The following is a 16,500-nucleotide window of genomic DNA, read 5'->3' as shown; positions in this document are numbered from 1 at the left end:
GACCGGAGCCGGGACGTCCCCGGCACCCGTGCTGCTCCAACGGCGCCCGGCGGCTGCGGTTACGGCCCGTCGGCGTGTCGTGCGGCACCCGGCACGAGCGGCCGGGTGCGGGTGTCGGGCCCCGCCGTCCGCCGCGGCGGAGCGGGGGCGCGACGGCCGGGGAGGAGTCGGGATGTCGACACGGCGACCGGTCGGCGCATCGCCAGGTCGCCAGGTCGCCAGGTCGCCACGTCGCCAGATCGCCACGTCGACACGGCACGCAACCGTCCCGCACCCCGGCCGCGGCGTACCGGCGGCGGGGGTCAGAGCGTCGTGACGAAGTCCGCCAGCTGGGCGGCGTTGCGGCACTCGACCATGTCGACGACCTCGGCGTACTTCAGCGCCGCCGAGTCCCCGCTGCCCCACAGCCGCCGCGGCTCGGGGTTGAGCCAGTGCGCCGACCGCGCCCGCTGCACCAGGTCGGCCAGCACCGGCAGGCCCGGCGGCCGGTAGTTGGTCCGGCCGTCGCCGAGCAGGATCAGCGAGGTCTTGGGCCCCACGACGGTCGGCCAGCGGTCGGCGAACACCTCGAGGGCGTTGCCGTAGTCGCTGTGCCCCTCGAAGGCCACGACGTCGGCCTCGCGGCCGATGCGGCGGATCGCGTCCGCGACATCGGCGCCCGGGGAGAAGAACCGGGTGACCTCGTCGGTGGAGTCGACGAACGCGAACGCCCGCACGCCGGAGAAGTGCTCGCGCAGCGCCTGGGTCAGCATCAGCGTGAAGTGGCTGAACCCGGCCACCGAGCCGCTGATGTCGCACAGCACGACGAGCTCGGGCTTGTGGACCTTCCGCGGCCGGTGGTGGGTCACCACGGGCACCCCGCCGGTGCCCAGCGACGCGCGCACCGTCTTGCGGAAGTCCAGCCGCCCCTCGCGGCCCATCCGCCGGCGGGCCGACAGCCGCACCGCCAGCCGCCGGGCCAGCGGCGCGACCATCCGCCGCAGCTCGGCGAGGTCGCCCTGCTGCGCGCGGAGGAAGTCGATCTGGTCGGCCAGCGGCTTCACCGCGCTCCTGGCGATCCGCTCCCGGCCCCGCTCCTCGGCCTGCCGGCGCCGGACCTCGGTGTCCACCGCCTCCTTGAACGCCGCCAGCCGCCGCTTCACCTCGCCGCGGGCGATCTGCTCGGCCATCCCGCCGTGCTCCTCGCCGCGCAGCAGCCCCTCGAGCAGCGAGGTGGTCAGCGAGTCCGGCGACAGGGCCCGCATCACCCGGTAGCTGAACCAGGACTGCCCCGACGGCGAGGGCGTCGTCTGGCCCAGCAGGGCCACGGCCCGGCGCGCGAAGCGGGCGAGCTCGGCCTCGTCGCCCTCGGCGAGCAGCCGGGCCAGCTCCTCGCGCAACCGCGCGGCCGGGTCGAGGTCGCCCTCGCCGTCCGGCGCGTCCAGCACGACCGCCTCGCCGTCGGCGTCGTCGCCGCCCTCCTCGGCCACCACGACCGGCCGGTCCCCCAGCGGCCACCACAGGTCGAACAGCGTGTCGTAGATCTGCCGCTGGTTGCCGCGCTGCAGCAGCACCGCGGCCAGCCCGTGCCGCAGCTGCTCCCGGTCGAGCAGGTCGACCACGGTGAGGATCTCGGCGGCGTCCACGGCCTGGCTGATGCCGACCGGGATGCCGGCGTCGCGCACCGCGCGGACGAACCCGTCGAGGTGCCCGGCCAGCCCCCCGGGGGCGGCCGGCGACGGGGCGGCCGGCGCCGGCGGAGGCGCGGCCATCAGTTCAGCCGCAGCTCGGCCGCGGCCCGCTCCTGGTCGCTGGCGTGCTTGAGCACCACGCCGAGCGTCTCGCCGATCGCCGCCTCGTCGAGGGTGTCCAGCCCCAGCTCCAGCAGCGTCTGCGCCCAGTCGAGCGTCTCGGAGATCGACGGCGACTTCTTCAGCTCCAGCGCCCGCAGCGCGCGGATGGTGCGCACCAGTTGCTCGGCCAGCCCGGGCGCCAGGTCGGGCACGCGGGAGAGCACGATCTCCCGCTCCCGCTCCGCGCTCGGGTAGTCCAGCGCCAGGTAGAGGCAACGGCGCTTGAGCGCCTCGGACAGCTCGCGGGTCGCGTTGGAGGTGAGCACCACGGTCGGCCGCCGGGTGGCCACCACGGTGCCGAGCTCCGGGATCGTCACCTGGAAGTCGCTGAGCACCTCCAGCAGCAGGCCCTCGACCTCGACGTCGGCCTTGTCGGTCTCGTCCACCAGCAGCACGGTCGGCTCGGTCCGCCGGATCGCGGTCAGCAGCGGCCGCGACAGGAGGAACTCCTCGCCGAAGATGTCGTCGTGGACGGACTCCCAGTCCGCGCCGTCGGGGGAGGCCTGCGACGCCTGGATCCGCAGCAGCTGCTTCTTGTAGTTCCACTCGTACAGCGCCCGGGCCTCGTCGAGCCCCTCGTAGCACTGCAGCCGGATCAGCTCCGCGTCGGTCGCGGCCGCCAGCGCCTTGGCCAGCTCGGTCTTGCCGGTGCCGGCCGGCCCCTCCACCAGCAGCGGCTTGCCCAGCCGGTCGGCGAGGAAGACGGTCGTGGCGATCTGCTTGTCCGGCAGGTAGCCCGCCGCCGACAGCCGCTTGGCGACGTCGGAGACCGAGGAGAACTGCGGCAGCTGCGTCGGCGGGCGGGGCATGGGGCTCCTGACGGGACGGGCCGGGCGGTCAGCGGGTGTGACCGTCGCCGGTGACGACGTAGGTGGTCGAGGTGAGCTCCGGCAGGCCGAGGGGCCCGCGGGCGTGCAGCTTCTGCGTGGAGATGCCGATCTCGGCGCCGAAGCCGAACTCGCCGCCGTCGGTGAACCGGGTCGAGGCGTTCACCATCACCGCGGCCGCGTCGACCCCGGCGGTGAAGTCCGCGATCGCGCGGGCGGAGTCGGCGACGATCGCCTCGGTGTGCCCGCTCCCCCACCGCGCGATGTGCTCCAGCGCGGCGGGCAGGTCGTCGACCACGCGGACGGCCATGTCCATCGACAGGTACTCGGCGGCCCAGTCCTCGTCGGTGGCGGGGACGACGGTGCCGAACGACGCCTGCACCGCGTCGTCCCCGTGCATCGTCACCCCGGCCTGCCCGAGCGCGGACAGCAGCCGCGGCAGCGCCGGGAAGTCCCGGTGCACCAGCAGCGTCTCCGCGGAGTTGCAGACGCTGACCCGGTGGGTCTTGGAGTTCAGCACGATCGCCTCGGCCATCGCCGGGTCGGCGGAGGCGTCCACGTACACGTGGCAGTTGCCGACGCCGGTCTCGATCACCGGCACCTTTGCCTCGAGCACCACCCGCTGGATCAGCGACGCGCCGCCGCGCGGGATGACCACGTCGACGAAGCCGCGGGCGGACAGCAGCTCCCCCACCGACGCCCGGTCGGCCGGCAGCAGCTCGATCGAGCCGGCCGGCAGGCCGGCCTTCTCCGCCGCCTCGGTGAGGACGGCGACCAGCGCGGTGTTGGTCCGGAACGCCGACGCCGACCCGCGCAGCAGCACCGCGTTCCCGCTCTTCAGGCACAGCCCGGCGGCGTCCACGGTCACGTTCGGGCGGGCCTCGTACACGATGCCGACCACGCCGAACGGCACCCGCACCTGGCGCAGCTGCAGGCCGTTGGGCAGCCGCGACCCGCGGACGACGTCGCCGACGGGGTCGGGCAGCGCCACCAGCTCGCGCAGGGCGGCGGCCACCCCGGCGACCCGCCCGGCGTCCAGCCGCAGCCGGTCCAGCGTGGAGTCCGGTGTCCCCTCGGCGGCCGCGGCCTCCACGTCGGCCGCGTTGGCGGCCAGGACCTCGTCGGTCCGCTCGACCAGCGCGTCGGCCATCGCGGTCAGCGCCGCGTCCTTGACGTCGGTCGGCAGCGTGCGCAGCACCCGGGAGGCGGCGCGGGCGCGCAGCGCGGCGGCCCCGATCAGCGGCAGGGAGGCGACGTCGGACACGCCCGCGAGGGTAGCGCGCAGCCGACCGCCGCCCGGCGGCTCAGCGCCACGGATCGGTGACCTCGCGCAACCGGGTGAGCGCCTCCCGCAGGTCCTTGGCGACGCCCTCGCCGAGGTGGGCGGTCCACTCCGCCTCGACCTCGGCCTCCACCCGACGCGCCACGGCGACGGCGGCCCGGCCACGCTCGGCGAAGCAGATCAGCCGGGCCCGCCCGTCGGTCGGGTCGGGCACCCGGCGCACGTACCCGGCCTTCTCCAGCTGGTCGACGAGGAAGCCCGCCGTCTGCTTGGTGACCTGCGCCTGCTCGGCCAGGTCGGTGAGGCGGGTGCCGTGCTCGCCGATCCGGGCCGCGACCCGGCCCTGCGCCAGGGTGATGTCGTCGAAGCCGGCCGCCGCGAGGGCCTCCAGGACCCGCGCCTCCATGGCCCGGTGGGGGAAGAAGCAGAGCAGCCCCAGGTTGAGCTCGGCGGTCACGCACACCCCTTGACGATGGTCAGCTTCTCTGACGAGACTGTCAGAACATCTTACCAATTCGTCCGAGGAGCGGTCATGGACGTCGACACCGTCTGGCGCACCATCGACGCCGAGCGCACGAGCCTGGCCGACCTCGTCGAGGACCTCGCGCCGGCCGAGTGGCAGACCCCGTCGCTGTGCGACGCCTGGCGGGTGGGCGACGTCGCGGTGCACCTGACCCAGGCCCACATGGGGATGTGGGACGCCACGGTGGCCGCCGTCCGCGCCCGGGGCAGCTTCGACCGGATGATCCGGGACTCCGCGCTCCGCGCGGCCGGCCTGCCGCGCGAGGAGTGCGCGCGGCGGCTGCGCGCCATGGCGGGCTCGCGGAAGATGGCGCCGTTCCTCACCCCCGCGCAGCCGCTGATCGACGTCCTCGTCCACGGGCAGGACATGGCGATCCCGCTGGGGCGCAGCCGTCCGATGCCGCCGGCGGCGGCCGCCGTCGCGGCCGAGACCGTCTGGCGGCTCAGCTTCCCCTTCCGCGCCCGCCGGAGGCTGGCGGGCTACCGGCTGACCGCGGACGACGCCGACCTCGCGCTCGGGGCCGGCGCCCCGGTGCACGGCCCCGCCGCCGCCGTCCTGCTCCTCGTGACCGGGCGGACGGCGGCGGCCCTGGAGCAGCTCGAGGGCGACGGGGCCCGCGAGCTCGAGGCGGTCGCCGGCCGCCGCGACGGGACGAGGAGGACGACATGACGTACGCAGTGACCACGGACGCCCCCGGACTGCCGGCGGAGGTCTACGACGACGTGCACCGCAGGATGCTCGAGCGGTTCGGGGACTCCCTGGACGGCCTGCTGATGCACCTGGCCCGGCAGACCGCCGACGGCATGCAGGTGATCGAGGTGTGGCGGTCGCAGGAGGACTACGAGCGCGCCGGCCGCGAGATCGTCGGGCCGGTGGTGGCCGAGGTCCTGGCCGGAGCCCAGCCGCCGGAGGTCGTCGTCACCCCGTTCGAGGTCCGCGGGCTGGTCCTCCCGGCCGCCGGGGTCACCGTCTGACGGGGCTCAGTTCAGGTTCCGCGTGCCGGGCGGGAGGACGCCGCCGGCGACGATCGCGGCGGTGGCGTCCTGCAGCGCGGTCAGGGCCACACGCTGGGTGAACGGTCCGGTGGAGACCCGGGCGACCCCCAGCTCCTGCATCTCGGCGGCGGGCAGCGAGGCGCCGGGCACGCTGATCAGCGACAGCCGCCCCCGGCCCAGGCCCTCCACGACCGCGGCGATCTCCTCGTGGGCGACCAGCCCCGGCACGAACACCACCGGGGCGCCGGCCTCCAGGTAGGCCCGGCCGCGGCGGACGGCCTCGGCGACCAGCGCGCCGCGGTCGGCGTCCCGCGGGGCGCGCAGGAACGCGTCGGTGCGGGCGTTGAGCACGAAGTCGATCCCGGCGTCGCGGCCGGCGCGCAGCACCGCCTCGACGGCGGCCACGGCCTCGTCGAGCGGCCGCATCTGGTCCTCGAGGTTGCCCCCGACCGCGCCCGCGGCGATCGCGCGGCGGGCCGTCTCCCCCGGGTCGCCGTAGCCGGCCTCCATGTCCATGCTGACCGGCAGGTCGACCGCCGAGGTGATCAGCTCGAGCATGTCCAGGTGCAGGGCCAGCGGGATGTTCTCGCCGTCCTCGTAGCCGAAGGTGGCGGCGATGCTGTGGCTGGCGGTGGCCAGGGCGCGCACGCCCGCGGTGGCGGCGACCACCCGGGCGGAGACGACGTCCCACACGTTGGCCAGGACGAGGATCTCCGGCGCGGTGTGCAGCTCGAGCAGCGTGCGGGCGCGGGTGGCGAGATCGGTCACCCGGGCCACGCTAGCGAGCGGCGCTACCGGGCGTTGAGCGCGCGGAGGGCGGCCTTGCGGGCGTCGCCGGTCAGCCGGTCGAGGAAGACCTTGCCGTCCAGGTGGTCGACCTCGTGCTGCAGGCAGCGCGCCATCAGGCCGCTGCCGGGCACCCGCACCGGCTCGCCGTGCACGTCGAAGCCCTCGACGACGGCGTGCATCGCCCGCACCGTCGGCGCCCAGATGCCGGGGACCGACAGGCAGCCCTCGTCGCCGTCCTGGGTCTCCTCCGACACCTCGACCAGCCGCGGGTTCACCACGTGGCCGATCACGCCGTCGATGTTGTAGCTGAACACCCGGGCGCTCACGCCGATCTGCGGCGCGGCCAGCCCGGCGCGGCCGGGGTGGTCCACGGTCTCCTCGAGGTCGCGGACGAGGGCGGCGAGCTCGCGGTCGAAGGCGCGCACCTCGTCGGACGGGGTGCGCAGCACCGGGTCACCGAGTTCGCGGATCGGGCGGATCGTCACGCGGTGCAGTCTCTCAGGCCGGCGCGACCGGCCTCGGGGCCCGGGGCCCGACCAGCACCATCTCGTCGCGGTGCACGACCTCGCGCCGGTACTCGGGGTCGAGCTCGCTGGTCTTGCGGCCGAACAGCGCCGGCAGCTCCCGGGCGTCGTAGGCGACCAGGCCCCGCGCGACGACGGCGCCGTCCGGTCCGACCAGCTCGACCGGGTCGTCGGCGAGGAAGTCCCCGGTCAGTCCCGTGATGCCGGCGGCCAGCAGGGACGCGTGCCGCTCGCGGACCGCCCGCACCGCGCCCTCGTCGAGGACCAGCCGGCCGCGGGGCCGGCTGGCGTAGCGCAGCCAGAACTGGCGGGCCGACGGCCGGCGGCCCGACGGCAGGAACAGCGTGCCCACCCGCTCCCCGGCCAGCGCGGCCGCGGCCTGCAGGGTGGAGGTGACGACGACCGGGACGCCGGCGCGCGCGGCGATCAGCGCGGCCTCCACCTTGGTCGCCATGCCGCCGGTGCCCACGCCGTTGCGCGACGCGGAGCCGAGGGTCACCGCGGCCAGGTCGGCGGGGTCGGTGACCGTGTCGATGAGCTGCGCGGGGCCGGTGCGCGGGTCGCCGTCGTAGACGCCGTCGACGTCGGAGAGCAGCAGCAGCGCGTCGGCCTGGGCGACGTGGGCGACCAGCGCGGCCAGCCGGTCGTTGTCGCCGAAGCGGATCTCCTCGGTGGCCACCGTGTCGTTCTCGTTGACGATCGGCAGCACGCCGAGGGTGAGCAGCCGGTCGACGGTGCGGTGGGCGTTGCGGTAGTGGCTGCGCCGGGTCAGGTCGTCGGCGGTCAGCAGCACCTGGCCCACGGTCACGCCGTGCCGGCCGAAGGCGTCGGCGTAGGTCTGCACCAGCCGCAGCTGCCCGACGCTGGCCGCCGCCTGCGCGGTGGCCAGGTCGCGGGGCCGGCCCTCCACGCCCAGCGGCGCCAGCCCGGCGGCGATCGCGCCGGAGGAGACGAGCACGACCTCGCGGCCGGCGGCCCGGACGGCGCCCAGCACGTCGACCAGCGCGGAGAGCTTGGCCGCGTCCAGCCCGCCGGGCAGCGTGGTCAGCGAGGAGGAGCCGACCTTGACCACGACCCGGCGGGCGCCGGCGATCTGCGCGCGCGCCGTCATGCGTCGTCCTCGGGCAGGTCGTCGTCCGACCACGTCTCGGTGAGCTCGTACGGCACCCGGCGGGCCTTCTTCGCGGCCAGCCGCTCGGCGGCGCGGACGCGGTGCGGCGCGTCGATGCGCGCGTCGGTGCCCCGGCCACCGAGGCCGGCGGTCTCCTCGACGGTCAGCGTGCCGGCGGGCAGGGTCGGCACGAAGTCGAAGGTGACGTCGCCGATGGTGACCGCGTCGCCCTCGACCGCGCCGGCCTCGGCGAGCGCGTCCTCCACGCCCAGCCGGTTGAGCCGGTCGGCCAGGAAGCCGACGGCCTCGTCGTTGGTGAAGTCGGTCTGGCGCACCCAGCGCTCGGGCTTGACGCCGCGCACCACGAACCCGTCCTCGTCGTCGCGCTCGACGGTGAAGCCGGAGTCGTCCACGGCCCGCGGTGCGATCGTCACCCGCACCGGCTCGGGGGCGGGCAGGGAGGCGCGGTGCTGCTCGACGGCGGCGGCCAGGGCGTAGCCGAGCTCGGGCAGCCCCTCGCCGGTGGCGGCGCTGACCGGGAAGACCTGCAGCCCGCGCTCCTCCAGGGTCGCCCGGACGAGGTCGACCAGCTCCCGGGCGTCCGGGACGTCGATCTTGTTCAGGACGGCGATCCGCAGCCGGCCCACCAGGTCGAGCTCCTCGCCGCTGTACTCCGCGAGCTCGTGCTCGAGCGCCTCGATGTCGCTCTCGGGGTCCCGGCCGGGCTCCAGCGTGGCCATGTCGACGACGTGGACCAGCACGGCGCAGCGCTCGATGTGCCGGAGGAACTCCAGGCCCAGGCCCTTGCCGGCCGAGGCGCCGGGGATGAGCCCGGGGACGTCGGCCATGGTGAACGCGACGTCGCCGGCGCGGACGACGCCCAGGTTCGGCACCAGCGTGGTGAACGGGTAGTCGGCGATCTTCGGCCGCGCCGCGGACATGGCCGCGATCAACGAGGACTTGCCGGCGGAGGGGAACCCGACCAGGCCGACGTCGGCGATGCTCTTGAGCTCGATGACGGCGTCGAAGGCCTCGCCCGGCTCGCCGAGCAGCGCGAAGCCGGGCGCCTTGCGGCGGGCATTGGCCAGCGCGGCGTTGCCGAGCCCGCCCTTGCCGCCCTGCGCCAGGACGACGCGGGTGCCGGCGCCGACCAGGTCGGCGATCACCCGGCCGTCGGGGGTGCTGACGACGCTGCCGGCCGGGACGCGCAGCACGCGGTCCTCGCCGCGGGCGCCGTGCCGGTTGCTGCCCTCGCCCGGGCGGCCGTTGCCGGCCTTCTGGTGCGGCCGGTGGTGGAAGTCCAGCAGCGTGTGCACGTTGGGGTCGACCTCGAGGACGACGTCGCCCCCGTTGCCGCCGTTGCCGCCGTCCGGGCCGCCCAGCGGCTTGAACTTCTCCCGGTGGATCGACGCCACGCCGTGCCCGCCGTTGCCGGCGGCGACGTGGACGACCACGCGGTCGACGAAAGCGGCCATGTCCGCGCCGCCTCCCCTATCTGCCTGTCAAGCGCCACGAGCGCACGGGCCGACCGGCCCGTGCGCTCGTGAGCGGAGAACTGTCGACTCAGGCCGCTGATCAGGCTTCGGTGGCCGTGATCGACACGGTCTTGCGCCCGCGCCGCGTGCCGAAGGTCACGGCGCCCGGCTCGAGGGCGAACAGCGTGTCGTCGCCGCCGCGGCCGACGCCCAGGCCCGGGTGGAAGTGGGTGCCGCGCTGGCGGACGATGATCTCGCCGGCCTTGACGACCTGGCCACCGAAGCGCTTCACGCCGAGGCGCTGGGCGTTCGAGTCGCGGCCGTTGCGGGAGGACGAGGCGCCCTTCTTGTGTGCCATGTCGTCGTCAGCCCTTCGTGATGTCGCGGACGACCACGTCGGTCAGCGGCTGACGGTGCCCCTGGCGCTTGTGGTAGCCGGTCTTGTTCTTGAACTTGTGGATGCGGATCTTCGGGCCCTTGCCGTGGCCGACGATCTCGCCGGTCACCGTGACGCCGGCCAGCGCGGCCGCGTCGGTGGTGACGGTGTCGCCGTCGACGAGCAGGACCGCGGGCAGCGTGACCTGGTCGCCCGCCTCACCGGCCAGGCGGTTGACCGTGAACCGGTCGCCCACGGCCACCTTGTGCTGCCGGCCACCGGCCTTGACGACTGCGTACACCACTGACTCCTCGATCGCGTGCTCGTGTCTGTCCTGGGCGCACCTCCGCGGGGGACGCGGGGTGCGGGACGGGCTGCGCGCCTCGTGGGCGGCACCGGATCGGCGCGCCACCCATGGCGTTGCAACCCGACCAGCGTACCCGAGCCGCCGGGACGGGGTCGAACGCGCCCCGGCGACTCGGACCGGCTAGGAGGCCGGGGGTCCGGCCGGTCGGCTGGCGGCCCGGCGGCGGCGCGGGCGGCCACCGGCGATCACCGCGGGCGCGACGGGCTCGTCGGGGCCGGCGCCGGGCGGGACGTCGTCCTCGTCGGGCTCGTCCTCCGGCGTCGCGGCCGGGCCGTCCTCCGGCGTCGCGGCCGGGCCGTCCCCCGCCGGCGCGGCCGGGCCGTCCCCCGCCGGAGCGGCCGGCGGCGGACCGTCGGGCGCCTGGGCGGCGGCGTCCTGACCGTCCGGGGACACGGCCACGACCGGTGCCCCGATCGCGGTGGGCACCTGCACGGTGTCGTCGTCCGCGGCCGCCTCGGTGACGGGGGCGGCGACGGCGGGCTCCGTCGGCTCCTCGGCGGGCGCCTCGGTCGGCGCCTCGGTGGGGACCTCGGCGGGGACCTCTCCGGCGGCCTCGCCGGCGGCGGGCGCCTCGGCGTCCTCCGGACCGGCACCGGCGAGCACCGCGGCGTCCTCGGCGGCGCGCTCCTCGCCGGCCTGCCCCCGGTTGCGCCGGCCGCGGTTGCGGCGGCCGCCCGAGCGGGCCTCGCCGCCCTCGGCGGCGGGCTCCCCCGCCGGCTCCGCGAGGGTCTCCGCGGTCGCCTCGGCGGACTCCCGGCGCTCGGCGCGGGTGTCCGGCCGGGCCTCCGAGCGGTCCTGGCCCCGGTTCTGCTCGCGCCGGCCGCCCCCGGAGCCGCTGCCGGAGCCGTTCCCGCCGCCGTTGCCGCTGCGGCGCTTCTCGTCGACCGGGTCGGTGTGCACGAGGACGCCGCGGCCCCGGCAGTGCTCGCACGGCTCGGAGAAGACCTCGAGCAGGCCCTGCCCGACGCGCTTGCGGGTCATCTGCACGAGACCCAGCGAGGTCACCTCGGCGACCTGGTGCTTGGTCCGGTCGCGGCCCAGGCACTCGGTGAGCCGGCGCAGCACCAGGTCGCGGTTGCTCTCCAGGACCATGTCGATGAAGTCGATGACGATGATCCCGCCGATGTCGCGCAGCCGGAGCTGGCGGACGATCTCCTCGGCCGCCTCCATGTTGTTGCGCGTCACCGTCTGCTCGAGGTTGCCGCCCGAGCCGGTGAACTTGCCGGTGTTGACGTCGACGACGGTCATCGCCTCGGTGCGGTCGATGACCAGCGAGCCGCCCGAGGGCAGCCACACCTTGCGGTCCAGCGCCTTGGTCAGCTGCTCGTCGATGCGCTTGTCCCGGAAGACGTCGCCCTCGCCGGTGTAGCGGGACAGCCGGCCGACCAGCTCCGGGGAGACGTGCGCGACGTAGGCCTCGACGGTGTCCCAGGCGTCGTCGCCCTGGACGACCAGCGAGGTGAAGTCCTCGTTGAAGACGTCGCGGATGACCCGGATGGCCAGGTCGGGCTCCCCGTACAGCAGCGTGGGCGCGTTCGAGGAGGTCTCGGCCTTCTTCTGGATGACGTCCCACTGCGCCTGCAGGCGGGCGACGTCGCGGGTGAGCTCCTCCTCCGAGGCGCCCTCCGCGGCGGTCCGGATGATCACGCCGGCGTCGTCGGGGACGATCTTCTTGAGGATGTCCTTGAGCCGCTGCCGCTCGGTGTCGGGCAGCTTGCGGCTGATCCCGGTCATCGAGCCGCCGGGCACGTAGACCAGGAAGCGCCCGGGCAGGTTGATCTGCTGGGTCAGGCGCGCGCCCTTGTGCCCGATCGGGTCCTTGGTGACCTGCACCAGCACCTTGTCACCGGACTTCAGGGCCTGCTCGATGGAGCGCTGCTTGCCGGACAGGCCGGCGGCGTCCCAGTTGACCTCGCCGGCGTAGAGGACGGCGTTGCGGCCCTTGCCGATGTCGACGAACGCCGCCTCCATGCTGGGCAGCACGTTCTGCACCCGGCCGAGGTAGACGTTGCCCGCGAACGAGGTGGCCGAGGCCTGGGTGACGTAGTGCTCGACGAGGACGTCGTCCTCGAGGACGGCGATCTGGGTCCGCTCGCCGCGCTGGCGGATGACCATCGCGCGGTCGACGGCCTCGCGGCGGGCGAGGAACTCGGCCTCGGTGAGGATCGGCACCCGCCGGCGGCCGCTGTCGCGCCCGTCTCGGCGGCGCTGCCGCTTGGCCTCCAGCCGGGTGGAGCCGGTGACGCCCTTGACGTCGTCGTCGCTGGTGGTGCGCCCGTCCCGGCCGGCCCGCTCCGGGCGGTCGGCGTCCGTGCTCGCCTCGGCGCCGGACTCCCCGCCGCCCCGGCGGCGCCGCCGGCGACGGCGACGGGTGCTCGACCCGGTCTCGCCCTCGTCGCCGCCTTCGTCGCCCTCGCCCTCGTCGCCGTCCTCGGCGTCGTCGGACTCGTCGGTGTCCTCGTCGTCGGCCTCGTCGGCGGCGCCGTCGCGGGGCTCCTCGCGGCGCGGCTCGTCGGCCTCGCCGTCCTCGACGGAGTCGTCGGCCTCGTCGGCGTCCTCGCCGCTGCGGCCCCGGCCGCGGCCGCGGCGGCCGCGGCGGCGCCGGCGGCTGCCGCCGGTCTCGTCGCGGTCCTCGCGGTCGTCGGTGTCGGGCTCGTCGCCGTCCTCGGCGCCGTCGGTGTCCTCGGTGTCGACCGCCGCGTCGGCCGCGGCCTCGGCGGCGCCGTCCCCGCCGCCGCGCCGCCGCGAGCGGCTCCGGCGGGAGCGGGGCGCGGGGGTCTCGTCGTCCTCGTCGGGAGCCGGGGCGCCGGTGTCCTCGGGCTCCTCCGGCGACTCGGCCAGCGGGCGGCGGCTGCGCCGCCGCGGGGCCGGGGCCTCGGCCTCGGCCGGGGCCACGAAGCTGATGAACGCGGGCACGGCCGGCGGGGCGGCCGGAGCGGCCGGGGCCGGCGCGTAGTCGCCGGGGTCGGCCGGCGCCGCCGGGCGGGTGGCCCGCCGGCGCGGCCGCGCGATCACCGCGGTGGGCTCCGGCGAGCTGAACTGGGCGCCGAACCGGGAGAACGGCTCCTCGGGCTCCGCCTCGGCGGCCGGGTCCTCCGGCGCGGGCTCGGGCTCGGCGCCCGGGGCCTCGGGTTCCTCGGCGGCGGGCTCCTCGGGCTCGGGCTCCCCGGCGTCGGGCTCCTCGGCCGGCAGCTCGGCGGCGCCGGGGGCGACCGCCGCGACGGCGTCGTCCTCGTCGCCGGCGAGCCCGGCCACCGGCTCGGCGGCCTGGGCCTGCACGCCCGGGTCGGCGCCGTGCGGCGCCTCCCCCGCACCGGCGGCGGTGTCCCCGGCGCCGGCCTCCTCGTTCGTCGTCGCGGTCGTGTCGTCGTCGTGGTCGGCCACCGAGGGCTCGCCTCCTGTGTGGTGCCCCCGGGCGCCGATCGCTACGGCGGCCGCGCAGGGGCACGGGTTGGGCGGGTCGGACGTCCCCACGGGTCTGACGCGGATCGCCCGTCCTGCGAAGTCTGTGGACGGCTCCCGCGCGACGGTTGCCGCGACGGGGAGCCGGTGGTGCGGTGGTACCGGGTGGTGCGGGTACTGGTCGTGCTGGCTCTCGGTGCGTCACGCCTGGCAGCCGTGTCGCGCGACGGCGCGGGCGCTCCGCGACTCAGACGGTCGCGCGCTCCCCCTGGCAGCGGGTTCGCGCGAGCCGGTCGGGCCCGAGCGGATCGGCCACGTTCCCGGTGTCGTCGAGCCGGCCCTGCGCCTCACGCACGGCCCGGGGGGGCGACGGCGGGCGCAGGTCGGCGACGGCAGCCAGGGCGGCCACCACGTCGTCTGGTCGAACGGCGGGCGTCACCTGCCGGACGACCACGGTCAGTATGGCACAGCCCGCCTCGCCGGCCGCCGTCGCCGCGGCCACGGCGGCGCGTGCGTCGACGTCGCGCAGGCCGTTCTTGGTGCGCCGCGCGACCTCGACGACGTCACGGGCCAGGAACGCCGCCACGGCGCTCGCCAGCTCGGCCGGCTCGACACCGGGCAGCTCCAGCCGCCACACGGCCGCGTCGATCCGGTCGGCCAGCGAGCCGGTCCCCGCCCCCGCCTCGACGCACTCCACGACGTCGATCCCCGGGGGCAGCGCGGCGTCCAGCGCCGCCCGCACCTCCTCGGGATCGCGCGCCTCGGCCAGCCCGATCTCGACGTACTCGGCCTCGCTGGCCGCGCCGGTCGGCGCCGCGCCCACGTAGCTGATCTTGGGGTGCGGGCTGAAGCCGGCGGAGAACGCCATCGGCACCGCGGCCCGGCGCAGCGCCCGCTCCAGGGCGCGGGCCAGGTCGCGGTGCGAGGCGAAGCGCAGCGGCCCGCGCTTGGTGTAGCGCAGCCGCAGCTTCTGCACCGTGGGCGGCGGGGGCGGCCCGTCCGGCTGGCGGGCCACCCTCAGCGACCCACGACGGTCAGCGGCAGCAGGCTGCGCCCGGTCGGCCCGATCTGGATCTCGGTGCCGTTGGTCGGGCAGACGCCGCAGTCGTAGCAGGGGGTCCAGCGGCAGTCGCTGACCTCCTGCTCGGCCAACGCCTCCTGCCAGTCCTCCCAGAGCCACTCCTTGTCCAGCCCGGAGTCCAGGTGGTCCCAGGGCAGCACCTCGGCCTCGCCGCGCTCGCGGGTGGTGAACCAGTCCAGGTCGACGCCGAACGGGGCGAGCTCCGCCGCCGCGGCCGCCGTCCACCGGTCGTAGGAGAAGTGCTCGCTCCAGCCGTCGAACCGCCCGCCGTCGCGCCACACCCGCTCGATGACCCGGCCGACCCGGCGGTCGCCGCGGGAGAGCAGCCCCTCGATCACGCCGGGCTTGCCGTCGTGGTAGCGCATGCCGATCGACCGGCCGATCCGCCGGTCGGCGTTGATCGCCTGGCGGAGCACCCTCAACCGGTGGTCGATGGTCTCGGCGCTGGCCTGGCCGGCCCACTGGAACGGCGTGTGCGGCTTGGGCACGAACCCGCCGATGGAGACGGTGCAGCGGATGTCCTTGCGGCCGCTGGCCTCCCGGCCGGCCCGGATCACCTCGGCGGCGAGCTCGGCGATCTCCAGCACGTCCTCGTCGGTCTCCGTGGGGAGCCCGCACATGAAGTAGAGCTTCACCTGCGTCCAGCCGTTGGCGTACGCGGTGGTGACGGTGCGGACGAGGTCCTCCTTGGACACCGTCTTGTTGATCACCCGCCGGATCCGCTCGCTGCCGCCCTCGGGGGCGAAGGTGAGGCCGCTGCGCCGGCCGTTGCGGGACAGCTCGTTGGCCAGCGTGACGTTGAAGGCGTCGACGCGGGTGCTGGGCAGCGACAGGCCGGTGTTGGTGCCCTCGTAGCGGTCGGCGAGCTCGGTGGCGAGCTGGCCGATCTCCGAGTGGTCGGCGCTGGACAGCGACAGCAGCCCGACCTCCTGGTAGCCGGTGGCGCGCAGCCCCTGGTCGACCATCGAGCCGATGCCGGTGATCGTCCGCTCGCGCACCGGGCGGGTGATCATCCCGGCCTGGCAGAAGCGGCAGCCGCGGGTGCAGCCGCGGAAGATCTCCACGCTCATCCGCTCGTGCACGCTCTCGGCGAGCGGCACCAGCGGGGTCTTCGGGTAGGGCCACTCGTCGAGGTCCATGACGGTGCGCTTGCCGACCCGCGCCGGGACGTCGTCCCGGGTGCGGGCGACCGACGCGATCGCGCCGTCGGGGCCGTAGGAGACGGCGTAGAAGCGGGGCACGTAGACGCCCTCGACGCGGGCGAGGCGGGCCAGCAGCTCGACCCGGCCGCCGGGGCGGCCCTGCTCCTTCCACGCCTTCACGACGTCGGTGATGTCGCCGACGACCTGCTCGCCGTCGCCGAGGACGGCGCAGTCGACGAAGTCGGCGATCGGCTCGGGGTTGAACGCGGCGTGCCCGCCGGCGACGACGACGGGGTGGGTCTCGTCCCGGTCGCGGGCGTGCAGCGGGACGCCGGCGAGGTCGAGCGCCTCGAGCAGGTTCGTGTAGCCCAACTCGGTGGCGAAGCTGACGCCGAGCAGGTCGAAGTCGGCGACCGCGCGGTGGCTGTCGACGGTGAACTGGCCGACGCCGTGCTCGCGCATCAGGGCGGCGAGGTCGGGCCAGACGGCGTAGGTGCGCTCGGCCAGGGCGTCGGGGCGCTCGTTGAGCACCTCGTACAGGATCATCAGGCCCTGGTTGGGCAGCCCCACCTCGTAGGCGTCGGGGTACATCAGCGCCCAGTGGACGGCGACGTCGTCCCAGGGCTTGACCTGGGCGTTGAGCTCACCGCCGACGTACTGGATGGGCTTCTGGACCTGGGCCAGCAGGGGCTCCAGGCGGGGGTACAGCGTCTTCCCAGTCATGACCCGTCCAGGGTAGACGGGGCACCCAAGCCCCCTCCCCTCGGCGAGATC

General features: G+C 75.6%; 15 protein-coding genes. 2 read left to right on the top strand and 13 right to left on the bottom strand.

Features of this window, described 5'->3' with window-relative positions:
• Positions 1-302: 302 nt before the first annotated feature.
• From ACI79F_RS05345 to ACI79F_RS05330, 4 genes are read right to left on the bottom strand one after another with little or no spacing between them, the layout of a single operon-like run.
• Positions 303-1,751 carry a vWA domain-containing protein gene (locus tag ACI79F_RS05345; RefSeq protein WP_456543895.1) on the bottom strand — a complete coding sequence of 483 codons (1,449 nt, stop codon included), beginning with the start codon at positions 1,749-1,751 and terminating at the stop codon, positions 303-305.
• Entirely contained in the window at positions 1,751-2,641 is an 891-nt protein-coding gene (locus tag ACI79F_RS05340; protein WP_456543896.1) for an AAA family ATPase, read from the bottom strand. Before ACI79F_RS05340 ends, ACI79F_RS05345 begins: the two co-directional genes overlap by 1 nt.
• 28 nt (positions 2,642-2,669) lie before the next feature.
• The gene (locus ACI79F_RS05335; protein WP_456543897.1) at positions 2,670-3,923 is read right to left on the bottom strand and encodes a glutamate-5-semialdehyde dehydrogenase; all 1,254 of its coding nucleotides are present in this window, start codon (positions 3,921-3,923) and stop codon (positions 2,670-2,672) included.
• A gap of 40 nt (positions 3,924-3,963) precedes the next feature.
• Complete coding sequence (locus ACI79F_RS05330; RefSeq protein ID WP_456543898.1) at positions 3,964-4,398, bottom strand: MarR family winged helix-turn-helix transcriptional regulator; 435 nt, start codon at positions 4,396-4,398, stop codon at positions 3,964-3,966.
• A gap of 75 nt (positions 4,399-4,473) precedes the next feature.
• Between ACI79F_RS05330 and ACI79F_RS05325 the strand changes: the two genes are divergently transcribed.
• Together ACI79F_RS05325 and ACI79F_RS05320 are read left to right on the top strand one after the other, a co-directional pair.
• On the top strand, positions 4,474-5,133 hold the full coding sequence (locus tag ACI79F_RS05325; protein ID WP_456543899.1) for a maleylpyruvate isomerase family mycothiol-dependent enzyme: 660 nt from the start codon (positions 4,474-4,476) through the stop codon (positions 5,131-5,133).
• Positions 5,130-5,438: a hypothetical protein gene (locus tag ACI79F_RS05320; protein WP_456543900.1), complete on the top strand. Its 309-nt coding sequence runs from the start codon at positions 5,130-5,132 to the stop codon at positions 5,436-5,438. Before ACI79F_RS05325 ends, ACI79F_RS05320 begins: the two co-directional genes overlap by 4 nt.
• A 6-nt stretch (positions 5,439-5,444) precedes the next feature.
• Here ACI79F_RS05320 and ACI79F_RS05315 read toward each other — a convergent pair whose 3' ends face one another.
• From ACI79F_RS05315 to ACI79F_RS05275, 9 genes are all read right to left on the bottom strand, one after another.
• Positions 5,445-6,227 carry an isocitrate lyase/PEP mutase family protein gene (locus ACI79F_RS05315; protein ID WP_456543901.1) on the bottom strand — a complete coding sequence of 261 codons (783 nt, stop codon included), beginning with the start codon at positions 6,225-6,227 and terminating at the stop codon, positions 5,445-5,447.
• Positions 6,228-6,250: 23 nt separating this feature from the next.
• Positions 6,251-6,733, bottom strand: coding sequence for a peptide deformylase (def, locus tag ACI79F_RS05310; protein ID WP_456543902.1), 483 nt, complete (start codon positions 6,731-6,733; stop codon positions 6,251-6,253).
• A gap of 13 nt (positions 6,734-6,746) precedes the next feature.
• Positions 6,747-7,883 (bottom strand): glutamate 5-kinase, encoded by a 1,137-nt coding sequence (gene proB, locus ACI79F_RS05305; RefSeq protein ID WP_456543903.1) that lies wholly within the window; start codon positions 7,881-7,883, stop codon positions 6,747-6,749.
• A complete protein-coding gene (obgE, locus tag ACI79F_RS05300; RefSeq protein WP_456543904.1) occupies positions 7,880-9,358 on the bottom strand; it encodes a GTPase ObgE in 1,479 nt (492 codons plus the stop codon). The genes proB and obgE overlap by 4 nt, the downstream gene beginning before the upstream one ends.
• Positions 9,359-9,458: 100 nt before the next feature.
• Positions 9,459-9,716, bottom strand: a complete 258-nt coding sequence (gene rpmA, locus ACI79F_RS05295) for a 50S ribosomal protein L27 (RefSeq protein ID WP_456543905.1) — start codon at positions 9,714-9,716, stop codon at positions 9,459-9,461.
• 7 nt (positions 9,717-9,723) lie between these two features.
• Complete coding sequence (rplU, locus tag ACI79F_RS05290; RefSeq protein ID WP_456543906.1) at positions 9,724-10,035, bottom strand: 50S ribosomal protein L21; 312 nt, start codon at positions 10,033-10,035, stop codon at positions 9,724-9,726.
• A gap of 186 nt (positions 10,036-10,221) precedes the next feature.
• On the bottom strand, positions 10,222-13,485 hold the full coding sequence (locus ACI79F_RS05285) for an Rne/Rng family ribonuclease (RefSeq protein WP_456578884.1): 3,264 nt from the start codon (positions 13,483-13,485) through the stop codon (positions 10,222-10,224).
• Between the two features lie 265 nt (positions 13,486-13,750).
• Positions 13,751-14,518 carry a TIGR03936 family radical SAM-associated protein gene (locus tag ACI79F_RS05280; protein ID WP_456543908.1) on the bottom strand — a complete coding sequence of 256 codons (768 nt, stop codon included), beginning with the start codon at positions 14,516-14,518 and terminating at the stop codon, positions 13,751-13,753.
• Positions 14,519-14,520: 2 nt separating this feature from the next.
• Positions 14,521-16,449: a TIGR03960 family B12-binding radical SAM protein gene (locus ACI79F_RS05275; protein ID WP_456543909.1), complete on the bottom strand. Its 1,929-nt coding sequence runs from the start codon at positions 16,447-16,449 to the stop codon at positions 14,521-14,523.
• Between the last annotated feature and the right edge of the window lie 51 nt (positions 16,450-16,500).

The sequence above is a fragment of the Blastococcus sp. SYSU D00868 genome (assembly GCF_054050575.1).
This window is presented reverse-complemented; position numbering and strand designations above follow the sequence as displayed.

Bases quoted from the DNA above. Each gene is read 5' to 3' on its own strand.
- rpmA (WP_456543905.1), bottom strand. From the start codon at position 9,716: ATGGCACACAAGAAGGGCGCCTCGTCCTCCCGCAACGGCCGCGACTCG.
- ACI79F_RS05320 (WP_456543900.1), top strand. From the start codon at position 5,130: ATGACGTACGCAGTGACCACGGACGCCCCCGGACTGCCGGCGGAGGTC.
- ACI79F_RS05275 (WP_456543909.1), bottom strand. From the start codon at position 16,449: ATGACTGGGAAGACGCTGTACCCCCGCCTGGAGCCCCTGCTGGCCCAG.
- ACI79F_RS05340 (WP_456543896.1), bottom strand. From the start codon at position 2,641: ATGCCCCGCCCGCCGACGCAGCTGCCGCAGTTCTCCTCGGTCTCCGAC.
- ACI79F_RS05325 (WP_456543899.1), top strand. From the start codon at position 4,474: ATGGACGTCGACACCGTCTGGCGCACCATCGACGCCGAGCGCACGAGC.
- obgE (WP_456543904.1), bottom strand. From the start codon at position 9,358: ATGGCCGCTTTCGTCGACCGCGTGGTCGTCCACGTCGCCGCCGGCAAC.
- proB (WP_456543903.1), bottom strand. From the start codon at position 7,883: ATGACGGCGCGCGCGCAGATCGCCGGCGCCCGCCGGGTCGTGGTCAAG.
- ACI79F_RS05345 (WP_456543895.1), bottom strand. From the start codon at position 1,751: ATGGCCGCGCCTCCGCCGGCGCCGGCCGCCCCGTCGCCGGCCGCCCCC.